Here is a 25411-nt window from a genome sequence, read left to right as displayed (position 1 = left end):
AATTTATAAATGAAAAATAACAAAGCAATATCATACTTTTTAGACTATTGTTTTTATGATGATCGACCCTCACTTCTATAGCGTATGAGTGATTAAATAAAAGGGACAAACAATGAAAAATGAAATCGACAATAAACAAATTCTAGCGGTTTACGAACGCATTCAACAACGCGGAGAAGTCACAGAAGAAGGTAAATTTTATCAAGGGATCACTGCATATTCTGATATAGATGGCTACACCGTCTATTTACAAGGCAGTGGTGTTTTACTTCGCTTTGGGTTTCATAATACTTATCACCTTGATTATGAACATGACAAACACAAAGACGACTTTTTGAAAAAACTTTATAACATAGCTAATGAAGAGTGATGCGATCAACACACCGACGAAACAGACCAACCAGTTCGCGCAATTTGCAGTTTATTAACCAAGTTATTGCGCAATTAAAAGCAGAACCTGAAAAGCTGCAACTCATCAAAAACAACCTTGCTTATTACCGGGCGCAAACGCATTTAAAGCGCGGTTTTTTACTTGCAATAGAACGCTTTGATTGGGTATTTGAAGCGACCGATAACATTGATGAAATTTGCGACCAAATTATGGCTGACGATTATATTGGCAACCGTTTAAGACGTTATCCTTTGCTCTTTAAAGGCGTTGTTGAAACCTAAACAGCGTCTTTATTTATCTCTTCACTAAGTTAACATTTCTGTAAATTAATCTCATATTACACTTCCTAAATCTTTTTTCTTGGATTTTCCCACAAACTCGCCTTACCGCTTTTTAAAGTAACCTGCCCACAAAAAATACAATTAGTACTCTAATAGTTATCACACTAATAAATAAATCACTAAAAGTTACACCAATTATGTAAACAAATAATTACACCGCAAAAAGCAATCAAAAAAACATACGTAACAAATTGTTATTAAATGATATTTTATAAAAATCCAGCTTGTTAATATAACTTCATTTTAGACTTATTTTATTAATTATTTATCCACATTTCAGACACTCACCCTTTGCACTAACCTTGAATTATTAGAGCTATTACCTTAAGCTTATCTTTATTGAACGATCAATTAATAAAAATTATGCCTAAAGTTGGAATGGAACCTGTAAGGCGTCAGCAGCTAATTGACGCAACAATAGAGTCAGTTGCTCAAAAAGGGTTACAGGCAACCACAATTAATAGTATTAGCAAAAATGCGGGGATGTCCTCTGGCATAATTAGCCATTATTTTGGTGGGAAACAGGGGCTAATTGAAGCGACTGTGCGTTACTTACTGTCTAACTTGAAAGATGATTTGATCAGCAAAGTAGATGAAAAGACCACGCCAACTCAAAGGTTAATGTTTATTGTTGAATCAAACTTTGCGCTAGTACAACAACGAAAAGACACCACTCGGACGTGGTTAAGTTTTTGGGCGCAATCAATGCACGACAAGGAACTTCATCGTTTACAAAATGTAAACAGCAAACGCTTGCAAAGCAATTTAACCGTTTCATTTAAGCAATTAATGCCTTTAGCGCAAGCAAATCTCGCGGCAGAGTTAACTGCAGCAATGATCGATGGTTTATGGCTACGAGCCGTATTAAGCCAATCAGACGAAAATCAGTTTAAACACAGTGAATCACTGGCTAAAAACTACGTGCATTCACTTATCAAGCAATATGGAGCCTAACGTGACTACACCTATCTATCAAAACTTTATCAACGGTCAATTCCTTGCAAACAAAAGCGGCGAAACATTTGATGTAGTAAATCCTGCAACCGGCCAAGTAATTTATGCCGTTGAAGTTGCCGATGAATACGTTCAAAACGCAGCAATTGAAAGTGCAAAACAAGGCTTTAAAGTTTGGTCAGCCATGACCCCTATTGAGCGCAGCCGTATTTTATTAAACGCCGTTGCTACTTTACGCAAGCGCAATGATGAGCTTGCACTGGTTGAAGTGCTCGATACCGGTAAACCAATGCAAGAAGCTAACTGCGTAGACATTGAAACAGGCGCAGATGTAATTGAATATTTTGCAGGCCTTGCCCCTGCGCAAGTAGGTCAACAACAAATGGTTGGCGATGACTTTTACTACACACGCAAAGAGCCTTTAGGTATTTGTGCTGGTATTGGTGCATGGAACTACCCATTACAAATTGCATGTTGGAAGTCAGGCCCTGCCCTTGCAGCGGGTAATGCGTTTATTTTTAAACCTTCAGAAGAAACCCCGCTTGGCGCAATTAAATTAGCCGAGGTGTTTATTGAAGCAGGTGTACCCGCTGGCGTATTCAATGTAGTTCAAGGCGCGGGTGAAGTAGGCCAATGGCTTACTGCACACCAAGATATTGAAAAAGTATCGTTTACTGGTGAAGTAGGTACCGGTAAGAAAGTCGTCGCCAGTGCTGCAGGTACATTAAAAGATGTGACTATGGAACTAGGTGGTAAATCGCCGTTACTTGTCTTTGACGATGCCAATATAGAGCAAGCAGTAAGCGCGGCAATGTTAGGAAACTTTTATACCCAAGGTGAAATTTGTACTAATTGCACTCGTATCTATGTTCACAAAAATGTGTACCAGCAGTTTATTGATGAGCTTAAAACTCGCACCGAAAACAATATTATTGCCGGCGATCCACAAGATTTAAACACTAACTTTGGCGCGCTTATTTCTAAAAAGCACCAAGAGTTAGTGATGAGCTACATCAACAAAGGCCTTGAAGAAGGGGCAACGCTATTAACCGGTGGCTCAACGCTTTCACCAGCATCTGCGCCAAATGGTTATTTTGTAGCGCCAACCGTATTTGTTGATTGCAACGATGAAATGACCATAGTCAAAGAAGAAATTTTTGGCCCAGTAATGAGCGTTTTAGTATTTGATGACGAAGATGATGTGATTGACCGCGCTAACGGCACTCACTTAGGTTTAGCCGCGGGTGTATTCACCAGCGATATTAAACGTGCTCATCGCGTTATTCATCAGCTACAAGCGGGGATTTGTTGGATCAATGCTTACGGTAACTCGCCGGCAGAAATGCCTGTAGGTGGCTATAAGCAATCAGGTATCGGCCGCGAAAACGGCATACAAACGCTTGATCATTACACGCAAACTAAGTCTGTTTATGTTGGTATGGCCGACATAGAAAGCCCATTTTAAGGAATCATTATGAACCACTCTTTTGATTATATTATTGTAGGCGCAGGCTCAGCAGGCTGTGTGCTGGCAAATCGCTTGTCTGAAGATTCAAGCAATAAGGTATTATTACTGGAAACCGGCGGCAGCGATAAAAGCATCTTTATAAAAATGCCCACTGCTCTGTCGATTCCAATGAATACCGATAAGTTTGCGTGGCAATTTCATACGCAGCCAGAGCCGTACTTAGATAACCGTGAAATGCACTGCCCACGCGGTAAAGTGCTTGGCGGCTCATCATCAATTAATGGCATGGTGTATGTACGCGGCCATGCTAAAGATTTTGATGAATGGCAACAACATGGCGCCAATGGCTGGGATTATCAAGCCTGTTTACCGTACTTTAAAAAAGCAGAAAGCTTTTACCTAGGTGAAAACAGCCATCGTGGTGGAAAAGGTCCCCTTGGTGTTAATAACGGTAATAACATGGAAAACCCTTTGTATAGCGCCTTTATTGATGCAGGTGCTCAAGCGGGTTATGCCACTACAGATGATTATAATAGTGCCCAACAAGAAGGCTTTGGCCCTATGCACATGACCGTTAAAAACGGTGTGCGCAGCTCAGCCTCTCGTGAGTATTTAGATCCGATAAAACATCGCAGTAACCTAACAATTGTAACCGGTGCACTTGCTCAGCGCGTTATTTTAGACGGCAAAAAAGCAACCGGCGTTGAATACAAGGTCAATGGCGAGGTTAAAACAGCGCAAGCAAGTAAAGAGGTTATTTTAAGTGCGGGCTCTATCGGTTCACCTCACCTGTTACAACTTTCAGGTATTGGTGATACACAAACACTTGAAAAAGCAGGTGTTGAAGTAAAGCATCATTTACCGGGTGTCGGTCAAAACTTGCAAGACCATTTAGAGTTTTACTTTCAATATAAGTGTAAACAACCCATTACCTTAAACGGTAAATTAGGCTTGTTTTCTAAAGGCTTGATTGGTGCAAAATGGCTGCTTACCCGTAAAGGTTTAGGCTCAACTAATCACTTTGAATCGTGTGCCTTTATTCGTTCAAAACCCGGCGTAGAGTGGCCTGATATTCAGTATCACTTTTTACCGGCAGCGATGCGTTATGATGGACGCAGTGCTTTTGCAGGGCATGGCTTTCAAGTGCATGTAGGTCATAACAAACCTAAAAGCCGTGGCAGTGTCACTATTGCATCGCCCGATCCGACGCAGCCACCAAAGATTGTGTTTAATTACCTTGAGCATCAAGACGACATTGAAGGCTTTAGAGCGTGTGTACGCTTAACGCGTGAAATTATTGAACAACCTGCCTTTGACGATTTCCGTGGTGAAGAGATTCAACCAGGACAACAAATTCAAACTGATGAACAAATTGATGCCTTTGTGCGCCAAGCAGTGGAAAGTGCTTACCACCCTTCTTGCTCTTGTAAAATGGGTGAAGACGATATGGCTGTAGTTAACTCAAACACTCAAGTGCATGGCATGCAAAGCTTACGTGTGGTTGACTCGTCGATTTTTCCAACCATACCCAATGGTAATTTAAATGCCCCTACAATTATGGTGGCCGAAAAAGCCGCTGACATTATTTTAGGGAATAATCCCTTAACTCATACAGGAGTTGATGTTGTGAATGCCACTGATTGGCAAACTACACAACGCAATAAAACCCTTTAATTTAGCCTGTCATAAAGGCTGCTCTTTTAAGCGCATAGTCGCTTCAAAGAGTGCCTTTATGCGCCTTGCAGTGGCTCACAAGCGTAAATAGGTTATGCCTGTGATAATGCAAGCACAATAAAAAACGGAGTATATATGTGTTATTTTTATTCATTCTGGGAGGGCGATAATGACTATTTGGCTTAATGCAGGCATTATTTTCACCTTACTTGCCATTGTTACTATTTTAATAAAATGGGGCAATGTACGCGTAGTAGGCGTCACACCAGTGAGAACATTCACTTTTATAGCAATCCTGTTTACCTCAGGCCTAGACGTTGGCCTTATTATGTTCCCTTTAACCGAATTTGCCGGTTATGCAGACATAAAAGCAAGCCCAGAATATGCATTTGCCAATCCTCTCTCAATTGAGTTTGGTTATTGGGGATTTTTAATTTGGGGATTTTATTTTCTTACGTGCTTTTATTTCTGTGTAATAGAACCCAAAGTGAAGTTTTTTGAAATTCCATGGGTTAAATTTTTAAACAATGTGGTCATTATTGGTACTTGCGCGTTTACCGCTTACTTACTACTGAGCAACCTTACTTGGTATTTACCTGAGCTTGGTGATGGCTCAGATGTTATTCCAGCGTTTTACTTAATCGTGCTTGCTGCAATTTGTTTTGCGGTGTATTCAAGTACCGATATTAAATATGTGCGCTTTTTAAGTATTGCCACAACTTGGCTGTTTATCGCCCTAATTGGCTATATGTGGGCTGATGCCTTCTTATTTGGTGATAGTGAACTCACTGCGTTTACTAAAAACATCGGATTAATTGGTAATTACTTTTCTAATATCAATGAGTTTGTGTTACCACTGAATGATTACCATGAATTTTACCTGTTTTGGTGGTTTGCGTGGAGCATTATGATTGGTCAATTTACATCGCGTTTTGTGGGCGGTTTAAAAACCTATCAAGTCCTTGGTGCTATGCTGATTTTCCCATCGATTCCAATCGCTATCTGGTTTAGTGTGTTATATCACTACCATGAAGCCGGTATTCCAACCGAGGGAATTAAAAACTTTGCTATGGTGTTTGTAGGTATCGTGTTTGTTATTAACTCCCTTGATTCACTGATCCGTTTATACACAGATAATTTAAACCTAACCGTAAAACGCTTTGGTAAATTTAAATATATTGCCATGAACGTTGTCGCTTTGTCGCTACTAACATTGCTATTTAAGCTTGAGTTTTTGCAAATTCAATGGGTTGGTGCTTTAGTTATAGGGTTATTCTTTATTTGCCTTGGTTTTATTGCCTACAGCAAACTTAAAACGGTCAGCAATATCGAAGGATCGCCTAAAGCGAATAAAATTGATTACACAAAAATAGAAACTATCAGCTAGGAAAACACATGAACAATAAATTAAAACAACTTTTTATCGCTTTACCGTTCACCGTTTTATCAACAACGGCAGCGGCTAACTGGTCAACAACGATTACGGCTGCATCTGATTACACCTTTAATGGTGTTACACAAACAGATAACGATCCGGCACTGCAAGCAAGCCTTGACTACGCGTATGATAACGGTGTTTATGCCGGTGTATGGGCATCAAACGTAGATTTTGGTGATGACACCGACTTTGAACTAGATGCTTACGTAGGTCGATACATTCAGTTAAACGAACAAGTAAGCCTTGATTACGGTATTGCTTATTACACCTACCAAGGTAATAACAGCGATGGTAACTACGCAGAAGCGTATACTAAATTTGGTTACGCCAGTGACTACGGCCAAACAGAGCTTAACTTTTGGTACAGCTGGGATTACTTTGGCTACGATACTGGCCATGTGATTTCTATGATTGCGCACACTTACGAGCTTGCGCCAAATCATGCGATTCGTGCCAGCTTTGATATTTCAAATTCACTCGATGGTAACAAATTTAAGTGGGATGAAGCTAAGGGCGACAAATCGTATCATCACTACCGCTTAGCATACCAAACGAGCTATGCAGGGTTTGGTATTGAAGTGGCAGCTGAGAATACCAGCCTAGATTACGATTATGCAGATGAGCGAATTGTATTGGCCATCTCACGTACTTTTGATTTGTAATAAACAATTTTTAATAAACACAAAAAAAACACGCTACGGTTAGCGTGTTTTTTATTGCCTAGTAAACTCTTATACTACTTTTACAGTGTTTATAGCGTTATAACTGCCACGCATAACTGACTTTAGTAAAGAAAGTACGTTGGTCTCGCTCAATGCTTTTTAGCGAGTCATCCTGATAACCTTTATCTGAATAACCTAAATAAAATAGCGTTTGTGCGTTAATTTTGTATGAGTAAACCAGCTGACTACCATAATCTTTGTTGATTTCGCTAACCTGATAAAAATAAGCATCTTCATTTCTGTCTATATCTTCAAACTGTAAAATCAGTTTAAGCATAGCGCGCATACTAAACTTATAATAAAGCCTAAAATCAATAAGGTTTGCGGTAAAAACACGTCGCCCTTGGTAATCATCTAAATGACTATAATTATGTCTAACATCGACCTGCCAATGATTATTAATATCCCAAACAGCCTGTGATTGGGTTGTAAGCACATCACCTAGTTGCTCATTGGTGTAATCAATGCGACTTGCGTATTCTGCGTATAACGACAGTCTTAAGTCTTTAGTAGGTCTAAACCCAGTGTAAATATAGCCAATATTTTGGTTGTAAAAATTGCCGTTATAATTTTCATAGCGATTTAACAAACCCACTTCAAAAATAGACTGCTTTTGACCTTGAAACGTCATATAGCCTTGGTATTCTTCTTCAAGTAGCTCGCCATCTTGAGCCCAAGTTTTATCCCACGCAGCGGTGTAGGACCAGGTTGTTAACATATCATGCTCATCACCATACCAATTTTGACCGCCACCAAAGCCTACTTTTTCGTAGTCTACTTTTTCTTGATAACCTAAATCGGTCCGGTAATCCTCACCAATATCATCATAGGTAGCGTAAAGCTTATAATCGCGCTTATCGCGTGTCAGCTTTAATGCATACGCCATATCCGATTGAGACTCTGTCAAGTTATAGTTATCAATTAAAAACGGCGAGTTATTGGTATCAGCATTCGCTATTTGGTAATTAAGTGTATCTGACTGATTAAACCAATAACTGCCATCAACCGACAATACAGTGTTATGATAATCGCTACTTTCTCGATGGGTTGTGGTAACACCTATAGTGCCTTGCTGGCCTATATCGTATTGATAACGCGCCACCGCCGCTTTGGTTTTATCATTTAAGTTTGCAAAGCCTGAGCCTTGGTTACTTGGTAATAAAATATTACTGTTATCATCATCAGCAAACAACACTGCGTAGCTATGGCTGTCGGTTTTACCGGTAAGCTTTGCGCCAATATTCGGCTCAGCGATGGTGCGGGTGTAAAGGAGTTCAAATAAGTTACTTTTAAAGTACGACGCCCCATCTAAAAAAAATGGGCGCTTTTCAGCGTAATAAATAGAGTATGTGGTATTCACATCAAGTTCTAATGAATCGGTTTCCACCTGAGAAAAGTCTGGGTTTATTGTGGCATTAATTACGGTATCTTTAGTTACACCCCAACGCAGATCAAGCCCTATCTCAGTATCTACATCGCCATTATCCCACGCACCAGGTACGTGTGTTTTTTGATCGTTTCTCAGTGCGGTTAATGTTGGCGTTAATTGCAGGTTTTTACTCGGTACTAAATTATTAAATCCGGTTATTTTGTCAAACTGACACAAACTACATTTAACATCACGGTCAAACCCTGTGCTTGATAATTGATACAACACATCACGCTGATAATTTCTCATTACAGAAAAACCCCACGTAGATTCTGATTCACTGTGTGCAAAACGAAGCGCTTTAAATGGAATACGCATTTCAACTACATAACCTTGCTCGTTTATGGTACCGGCACTATCCCAAATTGCATCCCACGATAAGTCTGACACCCACTCATCGGTATCTGTCATACGGGTATCACCTTGGGCACCCAGTGGGTTTACATAAAATTCATAGCCTGTGCGCTCATCGTTAAAGGTATCGATGACCAAGCCGACAGTATCGTCTTGCCAAAGCGTATCTCTGTCACGAAGCGCCGCGCGAATTTTACTCGGATCGGGGTCGTAAGCGACAAACGCAACATATAAATTATGACCATCGTCATAAAGGTAGGCATCGGTTTTTACTGGCGGTGTGCCTTTTTCATTCGGCTCATCTTGGTAATTTACCGCAACATGTGTTGCTTGTTGCCAATGTGGCTCGTTAAGCACGCCATCTACATCAATATTTTTATTAATGTGCGCGAGTTGATAATTAAGCTTATCGGCGAGTGCATTAGGGCTGAGAGTTAAACCGAGACTGAAGCTGATAAAAAACAGCAATGTTGTTATTTTTATAGGTATAAAGTACTGCATAAACATCCATTTAGGTTTATTTACTAGTTAAAAGTAAACTTTGCTCAGGAGTGTAAATTATACAATCACATTTGTTAATAGTTGCGCGATATTATTTATAATAAAATTAACAAAAAACTAAAACACAGCAAAGGGGGAATGATTATGTATCGAGAAGTTTTAATTTATTAGAAACGCCATTCCAGCTATCGGCATCTGCTGGTGCGGGCTTGACTTGCGTTATACGTGGCCAAATTTCTGCTAGTTCCGCATTTAACTGGGTAAACTCTTTTTGCGATTCAGGTAATTCATCTTCTTGAAAAATAGCATCAGCGGCACACTCAGGTACGCATAAACCACAGTCAATACAGTCAATAGGGCTAATAGCCAAAAAATTAGGACCTTCAAAAAATGCATCTGCAGGGCATACTGATACGCAATCAGTGTACTTACATTTTATACAATTTTCGGTGACTACGAACGCCATAATGGTTTAATACCTAATGATTTACAATAACAGCCGCGGATCATACCCAACCCTTACTAAAACACAATAAATAAGTGCCAAAAGTAGACAATTTAACGTAATATACTGCGCTTACAAATTAGCGCTTTGTGCACTCCCCCTTATTGTGAGCGGAATTTAATTCCCGCTATGACACCTAAAGAGATATTAATGATACGTTTAACCGAAATAAAGCTGCCACTTGACCATGACGAAAATGCCATTGGCCAAGCCATCATCAATAAATTAAATATAAGCCCAGAGCAGCTACACAGCTACAATGTGTTTAAACGCGGTTACGATGCACGTAAAAAAAGCGCCATTTTACTGATTTATACGCTTGATATTGAGGTAGATAACGAAGCACAACTGTTAACCTCGTTTGAAAAAGACCAACACGTTAAAGTCTCCCCTGACACCAACTACAAATTTGTAGCACACGCTAATAGCAGCATTAAAGAGCGCCCTGTGGTAATTGGCTTTGGCCCTTGTGGCTTATTTGCCGGTTTAGTGCTGGCACAAATGGGCTTTAACCCTATTATTTTAGAGCGTGGCAAAGAAGTACGTGAACGCACCAAAGACACCTTTGGCTTTTGGCGTAAAAAAGCCCTCAATACAGAATCAAACGTACAGTTTGGTGAAGGTGGCGCAGGCACGTTCTCAGACGGTAAGCTCTACAGCCAAGTAAAAGACCCTAAACATTATGGTCGTAAAGTGATCACTGAATTTGTAGAGGCCGGCGCTCCTGAAGAAATTTTATACGTGAGTAAGCCGCATATTGGTACCTTTAAACTGGTAACCATGATTGAAAAAATGCGTGCACGTATTATTGAACTTGGTGGAGAAATTCGTTTTAGCACCCGCGTTGACGATATCCATTTAGACAACGGCCAAGTGACTGGGCTTACGCTTTCTAATGGTGAACAGCTTGAAACTCGCCATGTGATATTAGCGGTTGGCCACAGTGCCCGCGATACGTTTAAAATGATCCACGATAAAGGCATTTATGTTGAAGCTAAACCCTTTTCAGTGGGCTTTAGAATAGAACATAAGCAATCAATGATTGATGAATGCCGCTTTGGCGATAATGCGGGTAACCCTATTTTAGGCTCTGCAGATTACAAATTAGTACACCATTGTAATAACGGCCGTACTGTATATAGCTTTTGTATGTGCCCTGGCGGCACGGTGGTTGCTGCTACTTCTGAAGAAGGCCGCGTGGTCACCAATGGTATGAGCCAATATTCACGTAGTGAACGTAATGCTAACAGCGCCATTGTAGTGGGTATTTCGCCAGAAAAAGACTTCCCTGGGCATCCCCTAGCCGGCATTGATTTACAGCGTAAACTAGAAGAGCAAGCCTATGAACTTGGTGGTAAAAACTACGATGCCCCTGCACAGCTTATTGGCGACTTTTTAAAAGGTAAATCATCGGCTAATTTAGGCGATGTACAGCCTTCGTATACGCCGGGCATAAAACTGACTGATTTGAGCAACGTATTACCTCCTTTTGCGATTGAAGCCTTGCGTGAAGCAATTCCAGCCTTTAACAAGCAAATTCGTGGTTTTTCAACTAATGATGGCTTACTCACTGGGGTAGAAACGCGTACTTCATCACCAATAAGTATCAAGCGCGATAAAACCTTCCAAAGTATTAATACTAAAGGGCTTTACCCTGCAGGTGAAGGCGCGGGTTATGCGGGTGGTATTTTATCAGCGGGTATTGATGGTATTAAAGCCGCAGAGGCGGTTGCGTTATCGATGCTAGAAAACGCCTAACTCGATTTAATCGACCTTTATCGAAAAACCTCACAATGTGAGGTTTTTTTGTGCTAAAAATAACCTGTGTTTCCATAAAATAGATAATAACAATGAGTATAAAACGGCTACTTTTAACATTATGTGTTTGTACAATAACTAACTTACACGCAGCGGATAACATTACAGAGCTTAAAACTATAAGTGACATTCACAATGCCTATAAAAATAACACCACCACGGCTGAACAGCTTACCCGCACTTATATCGACAGAATAAACGCGCTCAATCCTAAATATAATGCGGTAATTAGTATTGAGCCCACTGCAATTGAACAAGCCAAACAACTCGATGCTCTGTTTAAAGCCGGAAAATGGGCAGGCCCTTTACATGGTATAGCGGTATTACTAAAAGATAACATTGAAACAACAGGTACATTACCTACCACGGCGGGCTCATTAGCACTTAAAAATAACATTACTAATAACGATGCCTTTGTGGTTAAACAATTACGCCAAGCAGGCGCTATTATTTTAGGCAAAGCGAACTTAAGTGAATGGGCAAATTTTCGCTCATCATATTCGTCATCTGGCTGGAGTGCAATAGGTGGGCAAACCCATAACGCCCATGATGTAACTCGTAATCCGTGTGGTTCAAGCTCGGGCTCTGCAGTAGCGGTTGCTTTAAATTTTGCGCCTATTGCGCTTGGCACTGAAACCGATGGTTCAATTACCTGCCCAGCTTCTGTTAATGGGGTGTACGCCATTAAACCCAGTATGGGACAAGTTTCGCGCGCAGGCGTGGTGCCACTTTCTAGTAGCCAAGATTCGGTAGGCCCAATGGCACATTCTTTAAAAGATGCACTCGCGGTATTATCAGTCATTCAAGGTGAAGACTCAGACGATGTATCGACACTCAGCGTAAATAGAACGCTTGATAGCATAGCGGTTAAATCGTCACTGAGGATAGGCGCGCTTCGAGCCAATAAGTTTACTGTGGCAACACAAAAGCTTTACGCTAAGCAGTTACAAACATTAAAAGAGGCAGGTCATACCGTTGTCAATGTTGAAGTAAAAGATGACTTAAGCACACTTTACGTTGATGAATACGCCATCCTACTTTACGACTTTAAAGCCGAAATTAATCACTATTTAAGCCAAACACCAGCACAGGTAACCGTAAAAAGTTTAGACGATTTAATCGCATTTAATACCGCAAATAAACAGCAAGAAATGCTCTACTTTGAGCAAGATATTTTACAACAAGCTAACGCGGTCGATTTGAGTAAAAAACAACAATATCAAAAAACCAAGGCGCGTTATCGCGCACTAGCAAACCGCGCTATTAGCAATTTATACCGCAATAATCAGCTAGATATTGTGATTGCCCCCACCGTTTCGCCCGCGTGGAAAACCGATTTAATTAACGGTGATAACTTTAAAGGCAGTAGTAGTTCATTGCCTGCCATTGCAGGAACAACCCACATCACTTTGCCAGTAGGTAAAGTAAGCCACTTACCGGTTGGGTTGTCGGTTATTGCTAATCAAAATGCTGAAGCGGCTGCTTATGCGTACGCTGCTATTATCGATAATGTATTAGGCATAAAAAAACCTGAGTAAACTCAGGCTTTTTTTAATGGCTTAGCTGTCTTACTTTTTAAGTGACAGCTTTTCGCCTTTTAAGCTTTTACGTACATTAGAAATACGCGAACGGTTTTTCGCTCTCGCTTCACCGGTAGCTTGGCCTGATGGCTTATTAGCACGGGTACGGCGTAAATGCGCTGGCTTTTTACCAATTTTATCAATCAGCATTTCACGATTACTTACTTCGTAACCTTCTAAGTAAACACGTTTAATTTTTTGACCAATTAAGGTTTCAATTTCAAACAACATGTTTTCTTCTTCGCGGCTAACAAACGAAATTGCTTGCCCTTGGTTACCAGCACGACCTGTACGGCCAATACGGTGTACGTAATCTTCAGCAAGCCAAGGTAAATCAATATTAATAACGCGCGGTAAACCGTCAATATCAATACCACGTGCTGCAACTTCTGTTGCAACTAGAACGCGTACTTTGCCTTCTTTAAATTCACGCAACGCACGACGACGGTTACCCTGCGATTTATCACCATGACACACTGCCGCTGGGATACCGTCAAGGTTAAGCTCAGTGACTAGCTCATCTGCGGTTTCTTTCATGTTTACAAACACCAGCACTTGCTGCCAGTTTTTCTTACCAATTAGCTCAGAAAGTAACTCTTGCTTACGGCGCTCTTCTACCGGGTAAACCACGTGCTGTACAGTGCTTGCGGTGCTGTTAGTTTGATCAACACGGACAATTTCAGGTTGCTTTAACACTTTAGAGGCAAATTGTTTAATTGCTGCTGGGAAAGTTGCTGAAAACAATAAGATTTGACGCTCATCAGCACAGCTTTTTATCACGCTTTGCATATCATTAATAAAGCCCATATCGAGCATACGGTCAGCTTCATCAAGCACTAAGTGTTTTACTTGAGCAAGGCTTAAGTTACCTAAGCGAATATGATCAAGTAAACGCCCTGGTGTTGCTACTACAACATCCACACCTTCTTTAAGTGCAATTTCTTGTCCTGCGGTATTAACACCACCAAATAAACTCACTACTTTTAGCGAAGTGTACTTAGCGAAGTCTTTAAAGTTATTCGCTATTTGCTCTGCAAGCTCACGCGTAGGCGCAAGAACTAAAGCGCTTGGCGCATTGTTAGTACTGCAGTCTGACTCAAATAATTTTTGAATAATGGGTAATGCAAAGGCAGCAGTTTTACCTGTACCAGTTTGTGCACTTGCTAAAACGTCTTTACCTTTACGAACAGCCGGAATAGCTGCGCGCTGAATGGGCGTAAGGGTGTGGTAATTAAGTTCGTCTAACGCCTGAATCAGTTCAGGGGCAAAACTAAAAGATTTAAAATTCATTGCTGTATAACCTGCGGCCACATTATCAAGGGTCGCAAATTATACAGTAAAATCGCTAAAACAGTTAGTTTTAAACACCAAAAACCGCTAATTTATAAATGCAGGATTGGTAGGTAGCGCTTTAGTAATATTTACTAGCTTTAATTCCAATGCTTAATCGCCATCGCTCACCTGTTTATTACAGTTTTATACACTTTACACCATTGGTTTACATTGTGTTACATAACTGTTTGCATTTAAATAAAAAAAGCAGGTATTATTGCGCGCCCATTTTGTGGGGTATTATGTAAATTAAAGGAAATTAATAATGATAAAAAGATGTTTAACTGCTGCGGTATTAGCAAGCGCGTTTGTTTCAATGCCGTCACAAGCAAATAGTGGTATCAATCCATGGCAACAATGTGGTCTTGGCGCAATGGTTTTCCCAGATAATGGTGTTGCGGCAGCAATTTCAAATATTATTTGGGATTTAGGAACAACTGCGGTGTCGTCTAACATTTCTTCAGTAGAAAGCTGTAAAGGTGCTAACGTAAAAACCGCGCAATTTATTCAACAAACTTTCCCTGTGTTAGAACAAGAAATAGCACAAGGTGAAGGCGAGTATATTTCTGCAATGCTTAACGTGCGTGGTTGTGATGTAACTTCTCATCAGCAAATTATTACTTCGGTACGTAACGATTATGCAAACGCACCAATAGATAATGCCCAATCATTTTATGAATTAGTTGAAGGTAAAATTACGACTAACTTTTCATCTCAATGTGCTGCAATCTAATAATTAAAGGGCTTAGCAGCCCTTTTTTTGGTTAAACAATGAAACCTCTATTTTATTTAATTAGCACTTTTTTATTCATCTCTTTTTCAAGTTCTGCCACGCAATCTGTCTCTGTTTTAGCTAAGCACCCTATATGGTTGAAATTAGGGCACTACAAAAACCAATCAACCACCATCAGTTATATTACTAACGCATCATTTTTTATTGCAGATAACGGACATGCTGATCCAGTTGCCGAATTAAAAGCAACAATCCACGCTTTTAATACCGAGCCCTCAATGCCATGTCGCTACCCTGCTCGTTACCAATGGCTCAAAGAGCAAGGTTTAACCTTTTTAATGCCGGCTGCAGAGTGCCCAAAATTACAGCAATGGCGAGAGCAGCAAGCAATTCACTCTGTTAGTTTAGTATTTGCTTCTGGTTATATGAGTAACCCCGCATCGTTATATGGTCATTTATTACTTAAGCTTAACCGCTCAACCGAATTAAAAAACAAGCTGTTAGATTACAGTATTAACTATGGCGCACATGTTCCAAACAATGAAAACGGCTTGATGTATATTCTCAAGGGCTTATTTGGTGGCTATAAAGCCGGTTTTTCAGATCAATTGTTTTATCGCCACCAGCACAACTATGGCGAAATAGAATTAAGAGATTTATGGGAATATACCCTCAACTTAAACGAGCGCGACGTGGCTTTTATTGCTAATCATTTATGGGAAATTTTAGGCACTGAATTTGATTATTACTTTGCCGATGAAAACTGTGCATTTCATCTTGCACAAATTATTGAGCTGATTATTGGCGATCAGTTAACCAAATCAAGCCCACCTTGGGTAATGCCAGCCACTATTTTTTCAAGGTTAAACACGGCGACTTACCAAGGCCAATCGGCGGTTAAAAAGATCACCTTTACACCCTCGCGCGACACTTTATTTGCCAAGCATGTTCAATCTTTAAGTGAAAAAGAGCTCAGCTTTGCTAAACAAATCTTTGCCGAATCAGCAGTACTCAAAAGCGAAGCGTTTTTAGCTTTGCCTATACAGTCTCAAAAAGCCATCATTGGCGCTTTATTCGAACTTGTACAAGTGAAACAAATTCAAAAGCAAACCCCGATAAAAATAAGTGAGTTAAAAAATGCACTTATTAAAGCACGCTTAAAGCTGCCGATAGGCGAAAACAAAGTTAAATTTCAATTTACTCAACAGCCACCGCATAAAGGACAAAAGCCCTCTAATAGCTCAGTTTCTACGATACATACGGCTGAGCAAACACAGTACACTATGGGTTTTAGGTTGAGTTATTTTGATTCCCTTGCCTCTGATATTGCCCGCATCCCATTTTCTAATTTAGAAATGTTGGATACCGAACTGATGTTTACAGATGGCCAAACTTACATAAATAAAATTCATTTATTAGATTTGGAGTCATTCAATCCAAACCAATTCTCTTGGGCTAATGAATCTAAGTGGTCATGGAAAATCAATGTGGGATTCGACAGACAACCAGCACTGTGCAGAACCTGTAAACGTAGTTATGTTATGGGGGGAGCCGGACAAGCTTGGCAATTTAGCAACAACACCTTAGCCTATAGCTTAGTTAATGGTTACTTGGGTGATTTAGCTAAAAATAGCCACTTTTATGATTCGTCGGTAGAGGTGGGGATCATTACCGGCACTGGCTCAGGTATAAAATTAAGAGCATCCTATGAAAAGTCATTCTTAAATGCTAAAAACCCAGCGCAAACCAAACTAGAACTGGCAGTGCCTATAAGCCAAGATATTGATATTAGATTAGCGGTAACACATGCCAATTCAGCTATGTGGCAGCTTAAACTCAACTACTATTGGCAGTGATATAAAAAGCAGCCTCTGAGTTTACAGTAGGCTGCTTTAAAAACGTGTCTAATAAAGGATTTAAGGATTTAAGATAAAATCAAAACTTTACTAATATCAACACACTGCGCTCGACTACCGACAAAATCTTGCTCATTAAGCTGATTAATTAGCGTTTCACCTTGTTGCTGTTGCTCATCGCTAAGCGGCACATAAGGCATTCTAAACACTGGGTTAACCGCGCCTGTCATGATCATCGCGGTGTTAATGGCAATTGGGTTTGGCTCGCAAAACAGCCAGTTCATTAATGGTTGTAATGAATTATTAAGCGCATCATTTTTGCTATCCATTAATTGACGGAACAAACCCGGGATCAGGTTAGACGTAACTGAAATAACCCCATGTGCATTATGGATATGACGTGCATCGTGTGCTTCGTCATCATTACCAGACCAACACGCAATACCTTGTTGTTCATAGTGCGCTATACGCTCATTGCCACCACATTCTTTAACACCAATAAAATGCTCATGCTGGGCCAGTGGTTCAATAATATCAGGGGTGAGGTCTTGGCCTGTGCGCCCTGCTACGTTGTAAATAAACGCCGGACCAATATCAAGCACACGTTTAAAGTGCTCTTTAACACCTGCAATAGAGGTGCGCCCGTAGTAAGGGTTAATTTGCAATGAGGCATGCATGCCGCTGGCAAAGCCATATTTTGTTGCTTTAATGGCTTCGCGCGTATTGTTACTACCGGTGTTACCTATAATCAGTAATTTATCGCCAAATTTGTTGGCACTGTGCGCGATTAGCATTAAATGCTCTTCCCAGTTCATTAACTGGCCTTCACCGGTTGTGCCACCAACGACTATACCGTCAACACCCGCTGCAATTTGTATTTCAACGAGTTCATCATACTTTGCAAGATCGATCTCACCATTGGCTAAGTAAGGTGTTTTAATTGCAGTAATAAGGCTTGCTTGTTTAATTTGTTCTAGGGTGCGCATAAAAAAATCATTGTTATTAATACTTGGCCTATTTGTACCATATTTACCGCGCTATTTGCAGTGATAGCCAGTATTTAATTATAAAATGGCTTGTGTTATTGAGTTTGATGATACAAAATAAATAACTGTATAAATGAACAGTATTTTGTTTTTTACTATTAAGCGAGCCACTATGCGTTTATCTGACTATTTAAGCACTCACTTTTATCACACTGATGAGTTATGCCAAGCACTCAACATAGACACTGAAACTCTTGAAAATTGGCAAGCACAGAGCATTTTCCCTAAGCCAAGTTATTGCATTAAAAATCAGATGAGCTGCAGCTCTTATTCAGGGTTATATGAATGTGAAGAATACGACGATTATTATCCCCGAGGTTGTGTAAATTGGGGGCAAGGATTAGTTAAACAAAAAATTGAGTCATCTAACCAAGCTTTTAATCTGTTTGCCCAGTACTATACCCAATGCTTGGCTAAGCTTGCACAGCACGGCTTTATATTTAACGAAGAACTGTTTGGCTGTGAAATAGAAGAGCATTTACAGCAAGTTTGGCAACAATTTTTATGCAGCAAATATGGGGTGCTTACCCAAAATGGCCTAATTGATGAAATTGTGGCTGTGGATATTGGCAGATTATTAGTAGACGACATAACCGAACTGCGCAGCAAAGCCAGCTTAGATAAAGATGAACGCACCCGTATTCACCCTGCCATGAAGCTTCTAAATAAAGCCCTCAGCCATGGCGCCGATCACGAAAAGCAACTCACATTACGTAGCCGCTATATTGATGCTCTTATTTTAAAATACGATTTGTCGATTAAATAAAGTTACAGCTCCTGTTTTGCTATTAACTGGGTGTCATTTAACCAATGGTTTTATACACATCAATATTAATAGAATTAATAAATGCACCTACTGCATCACCAAAAGCTTTAAAGTGTGGTGCGTTTTTATGGGCTTCAAAATGCTCATTAGACGCCCATTGTTCACTCACTAAATAGGTGGTTTGCTCAGCCTCACTTTTAACTGATAGCTCGTAACGCAGGCAGCCTACTTCTTGGCGCGAGGACTGTTGTAAGTTTTCGAGCTCGGTTAATAGACGCTCTGCATCCCTATTTTCACTCGATAGTGTAGCAATTACCGTTAACATGGGTGTTCCTTGTTTCAAAAATAAAGGTGCAGCTCAACTGCACCTGTTTTGGTTTTGGCTTTTTGGTTATTGATCCCACTGTGGTGCAAAGTCAGGCGTTGCTTGGCGGTCGTTGCAATCAAGGCCATCAATTCGCGCTATATCTTCATCATCAAGTTTAACTTTGTCGTTAAAGTTATCTTCTAAGTTTTTACGCTTGGTCGATGATGGAATTGTGGTCATGCCGTTCGCATTTTCCCATGCAATAACCACTTGCGCTGGCGTTGCATCGTGTTTATTGGCAATATCTATAATAGTTTGATCGTTTAACACTTTACCAACCACAAACGGCATATAGGCTGTTACATGTATGTCATGTTGAGCACAAAAAGCGCGAAGTTTAGTATTGGTTAAATAGGGATGCACTTCTACTTGGTTAGTAAATATTTCACGCGAGTCTAACGTTTGCATCGCTTCTTTTAAGTTCGCAATAGTGAAGTTTGATACACCTATATGTTTAGTTAACCCTAACTTTTTAGCTTTTAGTAGCTCAGTCAGGTATTCGCTCATAGGCTCATTGTTTGATGGTGCAGGCCAGTGAACTAGCAATAAATCAACCGAGTCAACTTGTAACTTTTCTAATGACTTTTCTACACTTGCGATAAAGTCGTTTTTATTGAGTTTATTGTTCCATACTTTGGTAGTAATAAATAACTCATCTTTGGGGATATTACTGTCTTTAATAGCTCGGCCAACTTGCTCTTCGTTACCATAAATTTGCGCGGTATCAATATGACGAAATCCGACTTCTAACGCCATTTTTACGGATTCATAAGCCGTTTTACCTTCTAAACGAAAAGTACCTATACCTAAGTCTGGCATTTCAATTACACGTTGTGTCATAGCTTTATCCTTATTAAATAATTGGTTTAAAATTCAAACGTCGCGTTTACTAGTCGCGTTTACTAAATACACCGATTACTTTTTTGATTTAAAATTTTGACCTCATATAAACACTGAGGCCATTCATTTTTATTTCAAGACTTAACTAACCTATATGAGTCCGGCTTTATTTAGGCTGAATCTGAAGAATACTTAATAATTAACGCAGCAGCTGGCTATGAGTGCCAATGCATACGCTGTTAAAATAACTACGGTTTGTATCCGCATTGCTACATTTTCCATAAAATAGCTGATACTTTTGAAGGTTTTACATAAAAAAGCAGTATAAAGACTTTAGAGAAATAGTAAGGTACAGAAATAGTAAGGTATAGGCAGATATGGATTCTTTAACACAAGTTGCACTAGGTAGCGCAGTAGGCTACGCAGTATTAGGTAACAAAGTGGGCCGTAAGGCGGTGTTGTGGGGCGCTATTTTAGGCACTTTGCCCGATTTAGATGTATTTTTACCCTATGGCGGCAGTGTTGAAGCATTTACTTATCACCGTGGCTTTAGTCATTCTTTTTTTGTGCACTTGTTAATTAGCCCTTTGATTGTTTGGCTAATTTTAAAAATACACACTGGTATGCAAGCATATAAAACCCGCTGGTTTTGGTTAGTGTTTTTATGTTTATCAACCCATGCATTATTGGATGCACTCACTGTGTACGGTACGCAATTAATGTGGCCACTTACAGAGCATCCGTTTGCAATTTCAAATATGTTTATTATTGATCCCCTCTACACGTTACCACTATTAGTAGGGGTTATAAGCACTTTAATACCAAAAATAACCGCCCCAACCGCCTACAAAATTAACGCAATTACGCTCACAGTAAGTACGCTCTATTTATGTTGTTCGCTTATTCTTAAAGTTGTTATTGACGATAAAGTGAATACTGCACTTCAAAGCAGAGATATCACAGTCAATGAATACATTAGCACACCAGCACCGTTTACTACTTTACTTTGGCGGGTGGTTGTTATGTCGGATGGGAAGTATTATGAAGGCTATGCATCGGTGTTTGATACACCCAACGAGGTTACCTTAAATGCATACCAAACAACCCCTTCTTTACTAAACGAGATTAAAAATGAATGGGGTGTTAAACGCTTGCAGTGGTTTACAAAAGGGTTTTATTCCGTTCGCGAGCAGCAAGACAAAGCTATTCTCTCTGATTTACGCATGGGCATGGAGTGTGCCTATGTGTTTAATTTTGTTGTCGGTCAGAAAGATGGCTCAGCAATCAGTGTCGGTAATTTTGAAAAAATAAGTCAAAGACCCAACTTAAACAACCTATCTAAAATATGGGATAGAATTTGGCACCCCGATACCGTATTGGCATCACCATTAGCAAAAAACAATTGTGTAGAGTAATAATACCAACTGTAGCTGTCATCTTTTGAGTAAACTCAACTCAATACCTTGTTGAGTTTACCTCTATTTAGTTAGGGTTCATCGTATAGCTGGGTTCTGTTTTTTCCGCGCTCTTTGGCTTCATATACCGCATTATCGGCTTGGGCAAATAAATCAGTAAACGTCGTTTTCGCAGTACTCAAACTTGCCCCAATACTGGCGGTTACTGGGCGATTACCTACTTTAATTTCAGCAATTAATAAATGCAGCCTTTGGCAAAATGACAAAGTATCTGCTTTATTTGTATCTGGCACCATAATTAAAAACTCTTCACCGCCGTAACGAGAAATAAGGTCGGTTTGTCGACCAAAATGTTTAAGACGTTGCCCCAACTCTTTTAAAACTCGATCCCCTTCTAAATGCCCAAAGGTATCATTAACGACTTTAAAATTATCAATATCGATAATTAATAATGCAACCGACTGCTTTGATCGCATAGCCTGTTCGAGTAACAGCACGCTGCGGCAATTCATCTCTCTTCTATTTAATAAATTGGTTAACTCATCGGTAGACGCTAAAGATTGTAAGCGTTCAGTTTGCGCTTCTAACTTTTCCCGTGTTTTAATCAGCTCGTCGTAAAGCTTATCTCGCTGAGTCGCGTTAAAAAAGCTCCAGTATATATAGCCCTTTTCATCACGTTGGGCATTAACGGTAACCGCCATACGCTCGCCTTGGGCATTGAGCATAATTAACTGCATCTCTTCACATTTTTTTTCATGTAAAAGTATGGGAAGCATATAAGTTTGGAAAAATATTCTTGAGGATTTAGTTATAATCTTATCTATATTTTTACCGACAAGTTCACTTTTTAAAAACCGCAGCTCGTTTGTTAAATAAGCATTAGTAAACACTATTATATTTAAAGAATCAGTTATTAATGCACCACATGGAAAGAAATCAGCTGAATATTCACAGCCATTTTTAGCATTAAATTGAATAGGCTTCATTTCGCTCAATTCACATAATCTATAACTGATTTGCCGACTATTTCAGGGTGTGTCATATGTAAACAATGTCCTTGCGCGTTAATAATATTAAGCGTACTTAATGTAATTTCATTTGCCATAAACTCCCCCACAGAAACAGCGGCTAATTCATCATTTTCGCTTTGTAGGATTAAACAAGGCTGTTTAATTTGCTTTAACAGATCACGGTAATCCGACAAAAAAGTTGCCTCTGCAAAGTTCTTTGCAATAATGGGATCGGTGGAACAAAAACTTCCAGAAAGCTCACCAACAAGTTCGTCAGAATTAGCCGTCCCTATGACTAGTGGGGCCAAATAATTGGCCCAACCTATGTAATTCTTATCCATAAGACTTAATAGCTCTTGCAAATCTTCCTTATCAAACCCGCCAAAATAATCAGGGGGTAAATTTAAAAAACATGGTGAAGGGCACACCATAATCAGCTTAGAAAATAACGCTGGCTTTTGTATTGCTGCAATTGCACCAATGGTACCGCTAACCGAATGGCCTATAAATACAACCTCGCTAAGTTGCAATGCATCGCATACCTGAATAATGTCTTGCGAATACCCTTCAAGAGTTGAATACTGCTTTTTATTATAATGAGAAATATTTGAACTACCAGAGCCAACGTAATCAAATAAAATAATAGTGTAATGTTGTTCAAGTGCTGGAATAATAAATCGCCACATATTTTGGTCACAACCAAACCCGTGAGCCAACACCAAGGTTTTATCACCCTTGCCAATTATTTTAACGTTATTTCGTTTAAGTATTTTTTTTGAATTTAGCACGTAACGTTTTACCCCTTTCTTATTTCAACTTATTAATGGTAGTTCAACTACGAGCCGTAACTACTACTTTAACACTAAATATAGTTTAACTTATTATAAAGCTATAAACATCAACTAGTTAGTTTAAAAATAATCAAGGGGCAAAGTACATACTATTGTATTGAATAAGTGTAATTAATTATTTCGCTTATCTATAAAAACATTGTCTTTTTAACATCAAATTACAATCGTATAGCCATTGTTAGCATAATAGCTAATGAACAGACCCTAATACAAAAAGTTAGTTTTGATGTTCATACTGTCCACGATAAACTTCAAACACTTTCAGTACCGTATGCTGTTCTTTTGAAAGATTATCAAACCAGTCATCAAATAACTCATCATCATCTTGTTCACTCAACGCTAAATAATGGGCAAGCAATTCAATGATATCGTTATGAGAACATGCGAGTGAGTCAACTTGTTTTGCCAATACACTATGATCGCGTTCTCTGAGCGTGTCCATTACTTGTTGATCAATTTGGTCTTGATGTGGCTGAGTGTCACTCATGAGCTACCTCTATTTTTCGTTATTAGCTTTTTATTATTATGTTGGTTGAATCTATTTATAGCAGCCTAAATACTAATAGCCAGTACTTTTGATCTAAGTGCTTATTTTTTGACTAGATTGTGCAAATACGCTGCAATTACGGTGCGTTAAAGACTATTTAGCCAAAGGTCAGGCTATTTAAAATGATTTGCAAAGGAAAAATAAATGCGATAAATTAAATGATACATTATCACATAACATTGGAGACATTTAATGAAACCAAATATTCACCCTGATTACCATATGGTTGCTTTTCATGATACTGCAGCCGATTCATATTTCATTATAGGTTCAACCATCAAAACCGACCGCACTATCGAAATTGACGGTAATACATATCCCTATGTACCTATTGATGTTTCATCTGACTCACACCCATTTTATACAGGCAAACAAAAAACGCTGGCATCTGATGGCCGCGTTGCGCAATTTAATCGTCGTTTTAAAAATCTGTCTACTGCTAAAAAGGAAAGCAAATGAAAGTATTAAGTTCATTAAAAAGCGCAAAGCAACGACCAGGTTGTCAAATTGTAAAGCGTAAAGGGCGCGTGTTTGTGATATGTAAAGATAACCCTAGATTTAAGGCCGTACAGGGTATGAAGAAAAAATAGTGGAATAAAATAATAATGCCGAGTTTATTACTCGGCATTTTTGTTAAAGAGTGTTTAGTTGTTTAGTTGTTTATTTAACTTCAACAGAAAACTCAGGCACTGCCTGAATAACCTTTTTCACGGTGCATGTATTTACAGCAGCAATAAGTGCTTTTTTATATTTATCGGGGAAACCTTCAGGCAACCCAATTTCAATAGAAAAACGTTTTTTACCGTTTTCATCCACATTCTCGTTATTTTGTGTCAGCGTCATGCCGTCGGTTGAGATCTCTCTTTGCTGACAAAACTTACGAGCGTAAAAACCAGCGCACAAAACCATGCTTACCAAAAAGTAGTCAAACGGTTCTGGGTGCTCTGCCCCACCACCTGCATTGATGCTTTGATCGCTTATCACTTCATGCTCACCAAACTTAGCACTCAACTTTTGACCGTCTAACATTGAAACTGAAATTTCCATTGCTAATCCTTATTTTCCAAACAGTAATTCAAAAAAGCCAGGAGGCTCATGTAATTTGTGATATTTTTTGCGTAAATTATCAATCGCTTTAAGTGGTTGTTTTGCAGCTTCGAGTCCTTGCTCATTCGCTACTTTTTTTGCCAACTGGGCTTGAGCAAGGACCTTATCGAGCCCTTGCACCGACTTCTCAGCTTCTTTATAAAATTTGGCTTGCTTACCTTGCGCTATCAATTCAATAAATCGATCGATAGCACTATTAAATTCTGCTAGCTGGGTTGCTTCAACACTTTGTTTATAAGCCAGCCCAATACTTTTCATGGTCTTTTCTAAATCACTTACGTCATTAGCGGCAACTGTTTGACTAAAGAGCAATACTATTAACAATAAAACTGCTTTCATTCATAAATCCTAAAAAAATTAATTGCT

26 protein-coding genes are annotated in these 25411 nt (G+C 39.4%); 15 read left to right on the top strand and 11 right to left on the bottom strand.

What is annotated here, in order from left to right; translation table 11 throughout:
• Positions 1–112 precede the first annotated feature (112 nt).
• The 7 genes from KG708_RS10885 to KG708_RS10855 all read left to right on the top strand — a co-directional run bounded on the left by KG708_RS10885 (position 113) and on the right by KG708_RS10855 (position 6928).
• Positions 113–370 carry a DUF3081 domain-containing protein gene (locus tag KG708_RS10885; RefSeq protein ID WP_013463225.1) on the top strand — a complete coding sequence of 86 codons (258 nt, stop codon included), beginning with the start codon at positions 113–115 and terminating at the stop codon, positions 368–370.
• Entirely contained in the window at positions 370–672 is a 303-nt protein-coding gene (locus KG708_RS10880; RefSeq protein WP_213609717.1) for a hypothetical protein, read from the top strand. The genes KG708_RS10885 and KG708_RS10880 overlap by 1 nt, the downstream gene beginning before the upstream one ends.
• 438 nt (positions 673–1110) lie before the next feature.
• Positions 1111–1686 carry a transcriptional regulator BetI gene (gene betI / locus KG708_RS10875; protein WP_008111458.1) on the top strand — a complete coding sequence of 192 codons (576 nt, stop codon included), beginning with the start codon at positions 1111–1113 and terminating at the stop codon, positions 1684–1686.
• A gap of 1 nt (position 1687) precedes the next feature.
• Positions 1688–3151, top strand: a complete 1464-nt coding sequence (gene betB, locus KG708_RS10870) for a betaine-aldehyde dehydrogenase (protein ID WP_213609715.1) — start codon at positions 1688–1690, stop codon at positions 3149–3151.
• A gap of 9 nt (positions 3152–3160) precedes the next feature.
• Positions 3161–4828, top strand: a complete 1668-nt coding sequence (gene betA, locus KG708_RS10865; RefSeq protein WP_213609713.1) for a choline dehydrogenase — start codon at positions 3161–3163, stop codon at positions 4826–4828.
• A gap of 169 nt (positions 4829–4997) precedes the next feature.
• Complete coding sequence (locus tag KG708_RS10860; protein ID WP_213609711.1) at positions 4998–6215, top strand: BCCT family transporter; 1218 nt, start codon at positions 4998–5000, stop codon at positions 6213–6215.
• 8 nt (positions 6216–6223) lie between these two features.
• Positions 6224–6928, top strand: a complete 705-nt coding sequence (locus KG708_RS10855) for a TorF family putative porin (protein ID WP_213609709.1) — start codon at positions 6224–6226, stop codon at positions 6926–6928.
• 97 nt (positions 6929–7025) lie between these two features.
• Here KG708_RS10855 and KG708_RS10850 read toward each other — a convergent pair whose 3' ends face one another.
• On the bottom strand, positions 7026–9272 hold the full coding sequence (locus KG708_RS10850; RefSeq protein ID WP_213609707.1) for a DUF5916 domain-containing protein: 2247 nt from the start codon (positions 9270–9272) through the stop codon (positions 7026–7028).
• Between the two features lie 142 nt (positions 9273–9414).
• Complete coding sequence (fdxA, locus tag KG708_RS10845) at positions 9415–9738, bottom strand: ferredoxin FdxA (protein ID WP_213609705.1); 324 nt, start codon at positions 9736–9738, stop codon at positions 9415–9417.
• Between the two features lie 189 nt (positions 9739–9927).
• Here fdxA and KG708_RS10840 point away from each other — a divergent pair, with 189 nt between their 5' ends.
• Entirely contained in the window at positions 9928–11535 is a 1608-nt protein-coding gene (locus KG708_RS10840) for an NAD(P)/FAD-dependent oxidoreductase (RefSeq protein ID WP_213609703.1), read from the top strand.
• Positions 11536–11627: 92 nt separating this feature from the next.
• Positions 11628–13133 carry an amidase family protein gene (locus tag KG708_RS10835; RefSeq protein ID WP_213609701.1) on the top strand — a complete coding sequence of 502 codons (1506 nt, stop codon included), beginning with the start codon at positions 11628–11630 and terminating at the stop codon, positions 13131–13133.
• A 30-nt stretch (positions 13134–13163) separates the two neighbouring features.
• Here the strand turns inward: KG708_RS10835 and KG708_RS10830 are convergent, their stop codons facing one another.
• Positions 13164–14465: a DEAD/DEAH box helicase gene (locus KG708_RS10830; protein WP_213609699.1), complete on the bottom strand. Its 1302-nt coding sequence runs from the start codon at positions 14463–14465 to the stop codon at positions 13164–13166.
• 307 nt (positions 14466–14772) lie between these two features.
• Here KG708_RS10830 and KG708_RS10825 point away from each other — a divergent pair, with 307 nt between their 5' ends.
• Together KG708_RS10825 and KG708_RS10820 are read left to right on the top strand one after the other, a co-directional pair.
• Complete coding sequence (locus tag KG708_RS10825; protein ID WP_213609697.1) at positions 14773–15240, top strand: DUF3015 family protein; 468 nt, start codon at positions 14773–14775, stop codon at positions 15238–15240.
• A gap of 38 nt (positions 15241–15278) precedes the next feature.
• On the top strand, positions 15279–17096 hold the full coding sequence (locus KG708_RS10820) for a DUF4105 domain-containing protein (RefSeq protein WP_213609695.1): 1818 nt from the start codon (positions 15279–15281) through the stop codon (positions 17094–17096).
• 68 nt (positions 17097–17164) lie between these two features.
• Here KG708_RS10820 and dapA read toward each other — a convergent pair whose 3' ends face one another.
• On the bottom strand, positions 17165–18082 hold the full coding sequence (gene dapA / locus KG708_RS10815; protein WP_213609693.1) for a 4-hydroxy-tetrahydrodipicolinate synthase: 918 nt from the start codon (positions 18080–18082) through the stop codon (positions 17165–17167).
• 172 nt (positions 18083–18254) lie between these two features.
• Here dapA and KG708_RS10810 point away from each other — a divergent pair, with 172 nt between their 5' ends.
• Positions 18255–18908: a DUF6058 family natural product biosynthesis protein gene (locus KG708_RS10810; RefSeq protein ID WP_213609692.1), complete on the top strand. Its 654-nt coding sequence runs from the start codon at positions 18255–18257 to the stop codon at positions 18906–18908.
• Between the two features lie 37 nt (positions 18909–18945).
• On the opposite strand, the gene KG708_RS10805 is transcribed toward KG708_RS10810, so the two are convergent.
• Both KG708_RS10805 and dkgB read right to left on the bottom strand, forming a co-directional pair.
• Positions 18946–19233 (bottom strand): putative quinol monooxygenase, encoded by a 288-nt coding sequence (locus KG708_RS10805; RefSeq protein ID WP_213609690.1) that lies wholly within the window; start codon positions 19231–19233, stop codon positions 18946–18948.
• A 66-nt stretch (positions 19234–19299) separates the two neighbouring features.
• Complete coding sequence (dkgB, locus tag KG708_RS10800) at positions 19300–20115, bottom strand: 2,5-didehydrogluconate reductase DkgB (protein WP_213609688.1); 816 nt, start codon at positions 20113–20115, stop codon at positions 19300–19302.
• A gap of 377 nt (positions 20116–20492) precedes the next feature.
• On the opposite strand from dkgB, the gene KG708_RS10795 reads away from it, so the two are divergent.
• Positions 20493–21530, top strand: coding sequence for a metal-dependent hydrolase (locus KG708_RS10795; RefSeq protein ID WP_213609686.1), 1038 nt, complete (start codon positions 20493–20495; stop codon positions 21528–21530).
• A gap of 71 nt (positions 21531–21601) precedes the next feature.
• Here the strand turns inward: KG708_RS10795 and KG708_RS10790 are convergent, their stop codons facing one another.
• The 3 genes from KG708_RS10790 to KG708_RS10780 form a co-directional block, all read right to left on the bottom strand.
• Positions 21602–22516, bottom strand: coding sequence for a GGDEF domain-containing protein (locus tag KG708_RS10790; protein WP_213609684.1), 915 nt, complete (start codon positions 22514–22516; stop codon positions 21602–21604).
• A 5-nt stretch (positions 22517–22521) separates the two neighbouring features.
• Complete coding sequence (locus KG708_RS10785; protein ID WP_213609682.1) at positions 22522–23328, bottom strand: alpha/beta fold hydrolase; 807 nt, start codon at positions 23326–23328, stop codon at positions 22522–22524.
• A 280-nt stretch (positions 23329–23608) separates the two neighbouring features.
• Complete coding sequence (locus KG708_RS10780; RefSeq protein ID WP_213609680.1) at positions 23609–23878, bottom strand: hypothetical protein; 270 nt, start codon at positions 23876–23878, stop codon at positions 23609–23611.
• A 252-nt stretch (positions 23879–24130) separates the two neighbouring features.
• Between KG708_RS10780 and KG708_RS10775 the strand changes: the two genes are divergently transcribed.
• On the top strand, positions 24131–24397 hold the full coding sequence (locus KG708_RS10775; RefSeq protein WP_213609679.1) for a type B 50S ribosomal protein L31: 267 nt from the start codon (positions 24131–24133) through the stop codon (positions 24395–24397).
• On the top strand, positions 24394–24528 hold the full coding sequence (gene ykgO / locus KG708_RS10770) for a type B 50S ribosomal protein L36 (protein ID WP_004586489.1): 135 nt from the start codon (positions 24394–24396) through the stop codon (positions 24526–24528). Before KG708_RS10775 ends, ykgO begins: the two co-directional genes overlap by 4 nt.
• 70 nt (positions 24529–24598) lie before the next feature.
• Here the strand turns inward: ykgO and KG708_RS10765 are convergent, their stop codons facing one another.
• Complete coding sequence (locus tag KG708_RS10765; RefSeq protein ID WP_016899710.1) at positions 24599–24985, bottom strand: OsmC family protein; 387 nt, start codon at positions 24983–24985, stop codon at positions 24599–24601.
• A 9-nt stretch (positions 24986–24994) separates the two neighbouring features.
• Positions 24995–25384, bottom strand: coding sequence for a cytochrome b562 (locus KG708_RS10760; protein WP_213609677.1), 390 nt, complete (start codon positions 25382–25384; stop codon positions 24995–24997).
• Positions 25385–25411 lie beyond the last annotated feature (27 nt).

Source organism: Pseudoalteromonas sp. (assembly GCF_018402495.1).
Taxonomy (GTDB): Bacteria; Pseudomonadota; Gammaproteobacteria; order Enterobacterales; family Alteromonadaceae; genus Pseudoalteromonas.
Note: the sequence above shows the minus strand (reverse complement) of the source record. Positions and strands in the feature narration are given on the sequence as shown.